Raw genomic sequence first — 12271 nt, 5'->3', positions numbered from 1 at the left:
CAGTCGGCGGGGGCCTTTCGTTGTGTTCTGAGCCCCAATGCGGAATCGAACCGCAGACCTTCTCCTTACCATGGAGACGCTCTACCGACTGAGCTATTGGGGCCTCGTTGCGCTGTGGCAACGAGGTAAACCATACACGGGATCCGGAGATGCTCATAATCGCGCCCGGCCCCGGTCCGACAGCTCCCGCACCCCTCCCACCAGGCCATACGGTCAGGGCACAAGGCGCTTGGAGTACCGCCCGGGAAGCACAGCCCCACAGGCCGGCGACCGCACCCGGAACGCAGAAAAGCCCCGCACCAAAAAGGTGCGGGGCTTTCCCGGAAAAATTGTTCGGCGGCGTCCTACTCTCCCACAGGGTCCCCCCTGCAGTACCATCGGCGCTGAAAGGCTTAGCTTCCGGGTTCGGAATGTAACCGGGCGTTTCCCTAACGCAATGACCACCGAAACACTATGAAACTGTGAACACCGGATGTAAACACGGCCGTTCATTATTTCAGAACTAACACAGTGGACGCGAGCAACTGAGGACAAGCCCTCGGCCTATTAGTACCAGTCAGCTCCACCCGTTACCGGGCTTCCACATCTGGCCTATCAACCCAGTCGTCTACTGGGAGCCTTAACCCCTCAAAGGGGTGGGAATACTCATCTCGAAGCAGGCTTCCCGCTTAGATGCTTTCAGCGGTTATCCTTTCCGAACGTAGCCAACCAGCCATGCCCTTGGCAGGACAACTGGCACACCAGAGGTTCGTCCGTCCCGGTCCTCTCGTACTAGGGACAGCCCTTCTCAATATTCCTACGCGCACAGCGGATAGGGACCGAACTGTCTCACGACGTTCTAAACCCAGCTCGCGTACCGCTTTAATGGGCGAACAGCCCAACCCTTGGGACCGACTCCAGCCCCAGGATGCGACGAGCCGACATCGAGGTGCCAAACCATCCCGTCGATATGGACTCTTGGGAAGATCAGCCTGTTATCCCTGGGTACCTTTTATCCGTTGAGCGACAGCGCTTCCACAAGCCACTGCCGGATCACTAGTCCCGACTTTCGTCCCTGCTCGACCCGTCGGTCTCACAGTCAAGCTCCCTTGTGCACTTACACTCAACACCTGATTACCAACCAGGCTGAGGGAACCTTTGGGCGCCTCCGTTACTCTTTAGGAGGCAACCGCCCCAGTTAAACTACCCATCAGACACTGTCCCTGATCCGGATCACGGACCCAGGTTAGACATCCAGCACGACCAGGTGGTATTTCAACGACGACTCCACAACCACTGGCGTGGCCGCTTCAAAGTCTCCCACCTATCCTACACAAGCCGAACCGAACACCAATATCAAACTATAGTAAAGGTCCCGGGGTCTTTCCGTCCTGCTGCGCGAAACGAGCATCTTTACTCGTAGTGCAATTTCACCGGGCCTATGGTTGAGACAGTCGAGAAGTCGTTACGCCATTCGTGCAGGTCGGAACTTACCCGACAAGGAATTTCGCTACCTTAGGATGGTTATAGTTACCACCGCCGTTTACTGGCGCTTAAGTTCTCAGCTTCGCCAACCCGAAAGTCAGCTAACCGGTCCCCTTAACGTTCCAGCACCGGGCAGGCGTCAGTCCGTATACATCGCCTTACGGCTTCGCACGGACCTGTGTTTTTAGTAAACAGTCGCTTCTCGCTGGTCTCTGCGGCCACCCCCAGCTCAAGCAGCAAGTGCTATCACCGGTGATGGCCCCCCTTCTCCCGAAGTTACGGGGGCATTTTGCCGAGTTCCTTAACCATAGTTCACCCGAACGCCTCGGTATTCTCTACCTGACCACCTGAGTCGGTTTAGGGTACGGGCCGCCATGAAACTCGCTAGAGGCTTTTCTCGACAGCATAGGATCATCCACTTCACCACAATCGGCTCGGCATCAGGTCTCACCCTTAACGTGTGACGGATTTACCTACCACACGGGCTACACCCTTACCCCGGGACAACCACCGCCCGGGCTGGACTACCTTCCTGCGTCACCCCATCGCTTACCTACTACAAGTCTGGTTCATCGGCTCCACCACTACCCTCAACTCCGAAGAGATCGGGCCGGCTTCACGGACTTAGCATCGCCTGATTCAGTACTGGGCGTTTCAAAGCGGGTACCGGAATATCAACCGGTTGTCCATCGACTACGCCTGTCGGCCTCGCCTTAGGTCCCGACTTACCCTGGGCAGATCAGCTTGACCCAGGAACCCTTAGTCAATCGGCGCACACGTTTCTCACGTGTGTATCGCTACTCATGCCTGCATTCTCACTCGTGAACCGTCCACAACTCGCTTCCGCGGCTGCTTCACCCGGCACACGACGCTCCCCTACCCATCCGTACTCCCGTTGGGGATACATGTACGAATGACACGACTTCGGCGGTACGCTTGAGCCCCGCTACATTGTCGGCGCGGAATCACTTGACCAGTGAGCTATTACGCACTCTTTCAAGGGTGGCTGCTTCTAAGCCAACCTCCTGGTTGTCTCTGCGACTCCACATCCTTTCCCACTTAGCGTACGCTTAGGGGCCTTAGTCGATGCTCTGGGCTGTTTCCCTCTCGACCATGGAGCTTATCCCCCACAGTCTCACTGCCGCGCTCTCACTTACCGGCATTCGGAGTTTGGCTAAGGTCAGTAACCCGGTAGGGCCCATCGCCTATCCAGTGCTCTACCTCCGGCAAGAAACACACGACGCTGCACCTAAATGCATTTCGGGGAGAACCAGCTATCACGGAGTTTGATTGGCCTTTCACCCCTAACCACAGGTCATCCCCCAGGTTTTCAACCCTGGTGGGTTCGGTCCTCCACGAAGTCTTACCTCCGCTTCAACCTGCCCATGGCTAGATCACTCCGCTTCGGGTCTAGAGCGTGCAACTCAAACGCCCTATTCGGACTCGCTTTCGCTACGGCTTCCCCACACGGGTTAACCTCGCTACACACCGCTAACTCGCAGGCTCATTCTTCAAAAGGCACGCAGTCACGACACAAGGACAAGTCCTTGTGCGACGCTCCCACGGCTTGTAGGCACACGGTTTCAGGTACTATTTCACTCCGCTCCCGCGGTACTTTTCACCATTCCCTCACGGTACTATCCGCTATCGGTCACCAGGGAATATTTAGGCTTAGCGGGTGGTCCCGCCAGATTCACACGGGATTTCTCGGGCCCCGTGCTACTTGGGTGTCTCTCAAACAAGCCGCTGATGTTTCAGCTACGGGGGTCTTACCCTCTACGCCGGACCTTTCGCATGTCCTTCGCCTACATCAACGGTTTCTGACTCGTCTCACAGCCGGCAGACTGTAAAAGAGAGATCCCACAACCCCGAATGCGCAACCCCTGCCGGGTATCACACGCATACGGTTTGGCCTCATCCAGTTTCGCTCGCCACTACTCCCGGAATCACGGTTGTTTTCTCTTCCTGAGGGTACTGAGATGTTTCACTTCCCCTCGTTCCCTCCACACTGCCTATGTGTTCAGCAGCGGGTGACAGCCCATGACGACTGCCGGGTTTCCCCATTCGGAAACCCCCGGATCAAAGCTTGGTTGACAGCTCCCCGGGGACTATCGTGGCCTCCCACGTCCTTCATCGGTTCCTGGTGCCAAGGCATCCACCGTGCGCCCTTAAAAACTTGGCCACAGATGCTCGCGTCCACTGTGCAGTTCTCAAACAACGACCAGCCACCCATCACCCCGCCCTTAACAGACGAGTTCACTGGGACCGGATCAGAAGGCAGCCTCTCGGCCGTACCCTCAGACACCCAACAACGTGCCCGACACGATCAACCCGTTCCCGTTTTCCACGCCGAAGCAGTACTAACGAAACCGTGCTCACCGTGCCGAATAGTCAACGTTCCACCCATGAGCTGACCACCGTCGAACATTTGCCGACGTAGTGGCTCTGGATTCCTTGCGGAATCTAGATGCTCCTTAGAAAGGAGGTGATCCAGCCGCACCTTCCGGTACGGCTACCTTGTTACGACTTCGTCCCAATCGCCAGTCCCACCTTCGACAGCTCCCTCCCACAAGGGGTTGGGCCACCGGCTTCGGGTGTTACCGACTTTCGTGACGTGACGGGCGGTGTGTACAAGGCCGGGAACGTATTCACCGCAGCAATGCTGATCTGCGATTACTAGCAACTCCGACTTCATGGGGTCGAGTTGCAGACCCCAATCGAACTGAGACCGGCTTTTGAGATTCGCTCCGCCTCGCGGCATCGCAGCTCATTGTACCGGCCATTGTAGCACGTGTGCAGCCCAAGACATAAGGGGCATGATGACTTGACGTCGTCCCCACCTTCCTCCGAGTTGACCCCGGCAGTCTCCTGTGAGTCCCCATCACCCCGAAGGGCATGCTGGCAACACAGAACAAGGGTTGCGCTCGTTGCGGGACTTAACCCAACATCTCACGACACGAGCTGACGACAGCCATGCACCACCTGTATACCGACCACAAGGGGGGCACCATCTCTGATGCTTTCCGGTATATGTCAAGCCTTGGTAAGGTTCTTCGCGTTGCGTCGAATTAAGCCACATGCTCCGCTGCTTGTGCGGGCCCCCGTCAATTCCTTTGAGTTTTAGCCTTGCGGCCGTACTCCCCAGGCGGGGAACTTAATGCGTTAGCTGCGGCACCGACGACGTGGAATGTCGCCAACACCTAGTTCCCAACGTTTACGGCGTGGACTACCAGGGTATCTAATCCTGTTCGCTCCCCACGCTTTCGCTCCTCAGCGTCAGTAATGGCCCAGAGATCCGCCTTCGCCACCGGTGTTCCTCCTGATATCTGCGCATTTCACCGCTACACCAGGAATTCCGATCTCCCCTACCACACTCTAGCTAGCCCGTATCGAATGCAGACCCGGGGTTAAGCCCCGGGCTTTCACATCCGACGTGACAAGCCGCCTACGAGCTCTTTACGCCCAATAATTCCGGACAACGCTTGCGCCCTACGTATTACCGCGGCTGCTGGCACGTAGTTAGCCGGCGCTTCTTCTGCAGGTACCGTCACTTTCGCTTCTTCCCTGCTGAAAGAGGTTTACAACCCGAAGGCCGTCATCCCTCACGCGGCGTCGCTGCATCAGGCTTTCGCCCATTGTGCAATATTCCCCACTGCTGCCTCCCGTAGGAGTCTGGGCCGTGTCTCAGTCCCAGTGTGGCCGGTCGCCCTCTCAGGCCGGCTACCGTCGTCGCCTTGAGGCCATTACCCCACCAACAAGCTGATAGGCCGCGGGCTCATCCTTCACCGCCGGAGCTTTTAACCCCATCCCATGCGGGACAGAGTGTTATCCGGTATTAGACCCCGTTTCCAGGGCTTGTCCCAGAGTGAAGGGCAGATTGCCCACGTGTTACTCACCCGTTCGCCACTAATCCACCACCGAAGCGGCTTCATCGTTCGACTTGCATGTGTTAAGCACGCCGCCAGCGTTCGTCCTGAGCCAGGATCAAACTCTCCGTGAATGTTTACCCGTAATCGGGTGCACACATCACGAGAGCGGAACAACCGGTCGGAATAAGACCCGTTGTTCACAGCGTCCTCGCTGTGTATTGCCTACCGCCACCCACAAGGACGGAACGGCAGGACTTTCAAAGGAACCACCAACCTGCCGAAGCAGGCCGGGGTATCAACATATCTGGCGTTGACTTTTGGCACGCTGTTGAGTTCTCAAGGAACGGACGCTTCCTTCGGTCCCGTTTCACCGGGGCCCTCCGGGCGCTTCCCTTCGTTCTTGCGTTTCCGACTCTATCAGACTCTTTCGTGTCCGATTCCCGGTCGAAGCGGGGTGCTTTCGAGGTTCTTCGCTTTCGCGTTTTCCCTTTCCGGCGGTTCCAACTTTACCAGACTCTTTTTCGTTCCGTTTCCGGTCCGAATTCGATTTCCGGTGGCCTGTGGAGTGGCCTTGCCTTTCGGCGGATCCGACTTTATCAGAGATTCTGAGTCGGAATTCCCGCCCCGTTCGGGGGCCTCCGGGCACACGAGTGCGCGCGGTGCTTCCCGTTCAGGCGGAGACGTAAACGTACTGGAGCGGGGCTCCCCGATGCAAATCGAGGGCCCCGCTCCAGGTCAGGCGGTTGCGAGGGGTCAGACCTCGACGACGACCGGAAGGATCATCGGGCGCCGGCGGTAGGTGTCGGAGACCCACTTGCCGACGGTCCGGCGGACCATCTGCTGGAGCTGGTGGGGCTCCATCACGCCGTCCTGCGCCGACTTGTCCAGGGCTTCCTGGATCTTCGGGGTCACGCCGGCGAAGGCGTTGTCGTCGATGCCGGAGCCGCGGGCCTGGATGTGGGGGCCGCCCACGATCTTGCCCGAGGAGCTGTCGACCACGATGAAGACCGAGATGATGCCCTCGTCGCCGAGGATGCGGCGGTCCTTGAGGGAGGTCTCGGTGACATCGCCGACGGAGAGGCCGTCGACGTAGACGTAACCGGCCTGGACCTTGCCGACGATCTTGGCCTTGCCGTCGATGAGGTCGACGACCACACCGTCCTCGGCGATGACGATGTGGTCCTTGGGTACGCCGGTGAGCGCGCCCAGCTCGGCGTTGGCCCGCAGGTGGCGCCATTCGCCGTGGACCGGCATCAGGTTCTTCGGCTTGCAGATGTTGTAGAAGTACAGCAGCTCGCCGGCCGAGGCGTGGCCCGAGACGTGGACCTTGGCGTTGCCCTTGTGGACGACGTTGGCGCCCCAGCGGGTCAGGCCGTTGATCACGCGGTAGACCGCGTTCTCGTTGCCGGGGATGAGCGACGACGCCAGGATCACCGTGTCGCCGGGAACGATCCGGATCTGGTGGTCGCGGTTGGCCATCCGGGAGAGGGCGGCCATCGGCTCGCCCTGCGAGCCCGTGCAGACCAGCACGACCTCGTCGTCCGGGAGGTCGTCGAGGGTCTTGACGTCGACGACCAGGCCTGCGGGGACCTTCAGGTAGCCGAGGTCGCGGGCGATGCCCATGTTGCGGACCATGGAGCGGCCGACGAAGGCGACCCGGCGGCCGTACTCGTGGGCGGCGTCCAGGATCTGCTGGATGCGGTGGACGTGGCTGGCGAAGCTCGCCACGATGATGCGCTTCTGGGCGTTCGCGAAGACCGTGCGCAGGACGTTGGAGATGTCCCGCTCCGGCGGTACGAAGCCGGGAACCTCGGCGTTCGTGGAGTCGGACAGGAGGAGGTCGATGCCCTCCTCGCTGAGGCGCGCGAACGCGTGCAGGTCGGTGAGACGGCCGTCCAGCGGGAGCTGGTCCATCTTGAAGTCACCGGTGGCCACGGCCATGCCCGCGGGGGTGCGGATGGCGACGGCCAGCGCGTCCGGGATCGAGTGGTTGACCGCGATGAACTCGCAGTCGAAGACTCCGATGCGCTCGCGCTGCCCCTCCTGCACCTCAAGGGTGTACGGGCGGATGCGGTGCTCCTGGAGCTTCGCCTCGATGAGCGCGAGGGTCAGCTTCGAGCCGATGAGCGGGATGTCCGGCTTCAGGCGCAGCAGATACGGGACACCACCGATGTGGTCCTCGTGGCCGTGCGTGAGGACGATGCCCTCGATGTCGTCCAGGCGGTCCCGGATCGTGGTGAAGTCCGGGAGGATCAGGTCGATGCCCGGCTGCTCCTCCTCGGGGAAGAGGACACCGCAGTCGACGATGAGCAGGCGGCCGCCGTACTCGAAGACCGTCATGTTGCGGCCGATCTCGCCCAGGCCGCCGAGCGGGGTGACCCGCAGGGCGCCCTTCGGGAGCTTCGGCGGGGTACCGAGTTCAGGATGCGGATGACTCAAAAGACTCTCCTTACCACGCACGCCACGTACCGCTGAGGCACGTGGCGCGCATGTCATTCGTGCACTTGCTGTTGTCTTGGGGTGATGCTCGATGCGAGTCGCCTCGCGTGTTCAGTTGTGAAGTCTGTGATCAGAGCTGTACCCCGCCGGCGGCGAGATCGATCTTGAGCTGTGCCGTCTCCTGGGCGGTGAGCTCCACCAGGGGCAGGCGCAGCGGTCCGGCCGGGAGGCCCTGGAGGGTCAGGGCGGCCTTCGTGGTGATGACGCCCTGGGTGCGGAACATGCCCGTGAAGACCGGGAGCAGCTTCTGGTGGATCTCGGTGGCCTTCTGGACGTCACCGCTCAGGTGCGCCTCGATCAGGGCCCGGAGGTCCGGGGTGACCATGTGGCCGACCACGGAGACGAAGCCGACCGCGCCGACCGAGAGGAGCGGCAGGTTGAGCATGTCGTCGCCGGAGTACCAGGCGAGTCCCGATTCGGCGATGGCCCAGCTGGCGCGGCCCAGGTCGCCCTTGGCGTCCTTGTTCGCGACGATCCGCGGGTGGTCGGCCAGCCGGACGAGGGTCTCGGTGTCGATCGGGACGCCGCTGCGGCCGGGGATGTCGTACAGCATCACGGGCAGGCCGGTGGAGTCGGCGATGGCCGTGAAGTGCCGGAGCAGGCCCTCCTGCGGCGGCTTGTTGTAGTACGGCGTGACGGCGAGCAGGCCGTGGGCGCCGGTGCGCTCGGCCGTCCGGGCGAGCTCGACGCTGTGGCGGGTGTCGTTGGTGCCGATGCCGGCGACGACATGCGCCCGGTCGCCGACCGCTTCGAGCACCGCCCGTACGAGCTGGTCCTTCTCCGTGTCACTGGTGGTCGGGGACTCACCGGTGGTGCCGTTGACGATCAGGCCGTCATTGCCTGCGTCCACCAGGTGGGCGGCGAGCCGCTGGGCGCCGTCGAGGTCGAGAGCGCCGTCCGCCGTGAAGGGCGTGACCATAGCGGTGAGGACCCGCCCGAAGGGGGTCTGCGGAGTGGAGATCGGAGCCATGGGTAACACGCTACTCGCTGCTCAGCGCGCGGGGTCCCCTCGGGGGGACGGGGAAGAGGAGCCCGGCACTGCCTGCTCGGGGGTTCAAGCAGTGCCGGGTCCGTTTGATCAGCCTAGATGAACTTCTCGAAACGCCGCAATACGGACACCGCCTACGGGGCTACGCGTCCATTTTTGTTGAAGGCCGCATGAGTCAGCGGCATAAGCCGCTCCCAGTGGGATTCCATCTGCTCGCCGACCATCTCGATCTCGCGCTGCGGGAAGGACGGGACCTTCGCCAGCTCGTGCTGGGTGCGCAGGCCGAGGAAGTGCATCAGGGAGCGTGCGTTGCAGGTGGCGTACATCGAGGAGAACAGGCCGACCGGCAGGACCGCGCGGGCGACCTCACGGGCCACGCCCTCCGCCAGCATCTCCTGGTACGCCGCGTAGGAGGCCCGGTAGGACTCCTCCATGGCCCGGGTGGTGACGTCGTACTGCTCCTCGGTGCCCTCGACGAAGACGTACTTGCCGGGGCGGCCCTGCTGGACCAGCTTGCGGGAGGTTCCGGGGACGTAGAAGACCGGCTCCAGCTCCCTGTAGCGGCCCGACTCCTCGTTGTACGACCAGCCGACGCGGTGCCGCATGAACTCGCGGAACACGAAGATCGGGGCGCTGATGAAGAAGGTCATCGAGTTGTGCTCGAACGGGCTGCCGTGCCGGTCCCGCATGAGGTAGTTGATGAGCCCCTTGGAGCGCTCGGGGTCCTTGGTGACCTCTTCGAGCGACTGCTCGCCGGCGGTGGAGACCCGGGCGGCGAACAGCACGTCCGCGTCGCGCGCGTCGCTCTTCACCAGCTCGACGGTGACATCGCTGCGGAAGTGGGGCTTTGCGGGTTCGGGGGTGTCGGTCACCGACAGGGGTCCTTCCAGGGGCTTCGCTCGGGCGGCGACCACTTTACGGGCCGGAGGACCGTGCATGTACGTGGCGGTCTCGGGCAGCCGTTCGTGGAGTTCCCCCAACAAGTACGGCGATTCGGGCACCGATTCGGGCTGTCGTACGTCTGACTCAATAGCAGCACCCGTCATGCAGATCAAGGAGAGTTTCCTCATGTTCCGCCGGCGTGAAGCCGTCCCGTTCTCGTTCGTCGCCGAGTCCGACCGGTTCCGCAGTAATGTCACTCCCCCTCCCGCCACCCGCGCCACCGTTCCCGAGCTGCTGGGGCGGTCCCTCGTCGGGCTGACCGTGGTCGCCGGTCTCGTGGGCTCCCTGCTGCTGGGGCTTCCGGCGCTCGACTCCGGGCCGTCCGCGCAGCACGGCAAGCAGTCCACCGCGTCCCAGGGCCGCTGACCACGGACCGCTGTCCCCTGGTCCGCTGACTCGTACGGCCCCCCTGGGGTGGTCGGGTCGGTGGCACCCTCGGTAGCCTCACCGGGCACAGCAATCGAGCGTGCTTGTGAGTGAGGATGAGTCGTGCCCCTGCCCTTTCTGACGGCCGACCGCGCATTCGATGCGAGCGCGGAGGACGTTGCTCTGCCGTTCGACGACCACGACAGCTGGCGGCGGCCCTACCGCCCCGGCCCGTGGCGGGTCGCGGCGGCGGCCACCCTGTTGTTGCTGGCCTCGTTCGTTCTGCTCGCGGCCATGATCATCGGTGTGGCCGGAGCGCCTTCGGGCGCCACCGTGTGTCTGGTTCTGGCCGGTGCGCTGATCGCCGCTGCCCTGCGCCTGCTGCGGGTCGGCGCGTGGGTCAGCCGCCATGGTGTGCGGCGGGTCGGCTTCTTCGTGACCACCACGGTGGCCTGGAGCGGCACGTCGGCGGTTCGTACGGTCCAGCAGCCCGTGAAGTGGATGGGCTTTCCCCGTACGGTCCAGGGCCAGGCGCTCGTCGTGGTCCGGCGGAGCGGTGAGACGCTGCCGCCGCTGGCCACCGATCACAACGCGGATTTCCTCGGGCGTGAGGAAGCGTTTGAGCGGGCGACGGATGCGGTGGAGGCCTGGGCGGACGAGTATCGGCAGGGGTGAGACTCTGTCTGCCGTCGTCTGTACGTGAGTGAGCCCGGGGCCCTTGTGGGTCCCGGGCTCATCTGCGTACGGCGGGAAAGATGTCCTCAATCGCCGGACGGGCTTGATTGGTGTCCTCAAGCGCCGGACGGGCTGGAGGGTGCGGCCGGGCTGGAAGGTGCGGGGGTATCCAGCGCGCTGGAGGGGGTGGAGGTACCCGGTGCGCTGGAGGGGGTGGAGGTATCCCGTGCGCTGGAGGGAGTGGGATGGGTTGAAGGAGAGCGTGGGCCGGAGCGGTGCAGGGCGATGGCTCGCTGCATGGCCTTGCGGGCTCTGGGGGTGTCCCTCGCGTCCTGGTAGGCGACCGCCAGTCTGAACCAGGTGCGCCAGTCGTCCGGGGCATCCTCGGTCTCCTCGCGGCGCTTGGTGAAGACCGCGTCCGCCGCGTCCCGGTCGATGCGTCCGGACGGCGTGCGGGCCAGGTCGTCGACCGGGAGGCCGCCCTCTGCGTCCAGCTCGGCGGCCAGGGCGTTGGCGCGGCGGACGAACTGGGTGTTCTTCCAGAGGAACCAGACGCCGATCACCGGCAGGATCAGCACGGCGATGCCGAACGTGACCGTGACGAGCGTGCCGTGCCGGATGAGCATCAGGCCGCGGCTGCCGACCAGGACGAAGTAGAAGACCAGGACGGCGGCCGTGACGAGGTAGGTGATCTTTGCGCGCATGGTGGGCTCAGTCAGTTCAGGTCGAGGAAGTGTTCCAGGCCGAACGTGAGGCCGGGAGTGGTCGCCACGCGGCGGACACCGAGCAGGATGCCCGGCATGAAGCTGCTGTGGTGCAGGGAGTCGTGGCGGATGGTGAGGGTCTCGCCCTCGCCGCCGAGGAGCACTTCCTGGTGGGCCAGCAGGCCCCGGAGCCGGATCGCGTGGACCGGGACGCCGTCGACGTCCGCGCCGCGCGCGCCGTCCAGGGCGGTGGCGGTGGCGTCCGGCTGGGGCGCGCTGCCCGCTTCGGCGCGGGCCGCCGCGATGAGCTGGGCGGTGCGGGTGGCGGTGCCGGAGGGGGCGTCGACCTTGTTGGGGTGGTGGAGCTCGACGACCTCGACCGATTCGAAGTAGCGGGCCGCCTGCGCCGCGAACTTCATGGTCAGGACGGCGCCGATGGAGAAGTTCGGGGCGATCAGGACGCCCGTCCCCGGGGAGTTGTCCAGCCAGGTGGTCAGCTGCGCGAGCCGTTCGTCGGTCCAGCCCGTGGTGCCGACGACGGCGTGGATGCCGTGCCGGACGCAGAAGTCGAGGTTGCCCATCACCGACGCGGGGGTGGTGAGCTCGACGACGGCCTGGGCGCCCGCATCGGCGAGGGTCTCCAGCTTGTCGCCCCGGCCCAGGGCCGCCACCAGCTCCAGGTCGTCGGCGGCCTCGACCGCCCGTACGGCCTCGGAGCCGATACGGCCCTTCGCACCGAGAACGGCTACGCGCAGCTTACTCAT

The 12271-nt window shown here is 63.3% G+C and carries 7 protein-coding genes, 1 tRNA gene and 3 rRNA genes; 2 read left to right on the top strand and 9 right to left on the bottom strand.

Features of this window, described 5'->3' with window-relative positions; all coding sequences use genetic code 11:
* Window positions 1–30: 30 nt before the first annotated feature.
* The 7 genes from KV381_RS28215 to thyX all read right to left on the bottom strand — a co-directional run bounded on the left by KV381_RS28215 (window position 31) and on the right by thyX (window position 9692).
* Window positions 31–103: transfer RNA gene (locus tag KV381_RS28215), tRNA-Thr, on the bottom strand.
* A gap of 228 nt (window positions 104–331) precedes the next feature.
* A 5S ribosomal RNA gene (gene rrf, locus KV381_RS28210) occupies window positions 332–448 on the bottom strand.
* Window positions 449–526: 78 nt separating this feature from the next.
* Window positions 527–3646, bottom strand: a 23S ribosomal RNA gene (locus tag KV381_RS28205).
* Window positions 3647–3942: 296 nt separating this feature from the next.
* Window positions 3943–5464, bottom strand: a 16S ribosomal RNA gene (locus tag KV381_RS28200).
* The 16S, 23S and 5S rRNA genes sit together here with 1 tRNA gene alongside, the layout of an rRNA operon.
* A 622-nt stretch (window positions 5465–6086) precedes the next feature.
* On the bottom strand, window positions 6087–7772 hold the full coding sequence (locus KV381_RS28195) for a ribonuclease J (RefSeq protein WP_003965846.1): 1686 nt from the start codon (window positions 7770–7772) through the stop codon (window positions 6087–6089).
* 130 nt (window positions 7773–7902) lie between these two features.
* Complete coding sequence (gene dapA / locus KV381_RS28190; protein ID WP_030085310.1) at window positions 7903–8802, bottom strand: 4-hydroxy-tetrahydrodipicolinate synthase; 900 nt, start codon at window positions 8800–8802, stop codon at window positions 7903–7905.
* A 152-nt stretch (window positions 8803–8954) separates the two neighbouring features.
* On the bottom strand, window positions 8955–9692 hold the full coding sequence (gene thyX, locus KV381_RS28185; protein ID WP_030085308.1) for an FAD-dependent thymidylate synthase: 738 nt from the start codon (window positions 9690–9692) through the stop codon (window positions 8955–8957).
* 196 nt (window positions 9693–9888) lie between these two features.
* Here thyX and KV381_RS28180 point away from each other — a divergent pair, with 196 nt between their 5' ends.
* Window positions 9889–10128: a hypothetical protein gene (locus tag KV381_RS28180; protein WP_030085306.1), complete on the top strand. Its 240-nt coding sequence runs from the start codon at window positions 9889–9891 to the stop codon at window positions 10126–10128.
* A 123-nt stretch (window positions 10129–10251) separates the two neighbouring features.
* The gene (locus KV381_RS28175) at window positions 10252–10803 is read left to right on the top strand and encodes a hypothetical protein (protein WP_030629688.1); all 552 of its coding nucleotides are present in this window, start codon (window positions 10252–10254) and stop codon (window positions 10801–10803) included.
* 116 nt (window positions 10804–10919) lie between these two features.
* On the opposite strand, the gene KV381_RS28170 is transcribed toward KV381_RS28175, so the two are convergent.
* Window positions 10920–11507, bottom strand: coding sequence for a tetratricopeptide repeat protein (locus tag KV381_RS28170; protein ID WP_086778267.1), 588 nt, complete (start codon window positions 11505–11507; stop codon window positions 10920–10922).
* Window positions 11508–11518: 11 nt separating this feature from the next.
* The gene (dapB, locus tag KV381_RS28165; protein ID WP_030085300.1) at window positions 11519–12271 is read right to left on the bottom strand and encodes a 4-hydroxy-tetrahydrodipicolinate reductase; all 753 of its coding nucleotides are present in this window, start codon (window positions 12269–12271) and stop codon (window positions 11519–11521) included.

Origin of the sequence: Streptomyces sp. WY228, assembly GCF_019287315.1 — a bacterium.
In the GTDB taxonomy this organism is placed as follows: domain Bacteria; phylum Actinomycetota; class Actinomycetes; order Streptomycetales; family Streptomycetaceae; genus Streptomyces; species Streptomyces caviscabies.
This window is presented reverse-complemented; position numbering and strand designations above follow the sequence as displayed.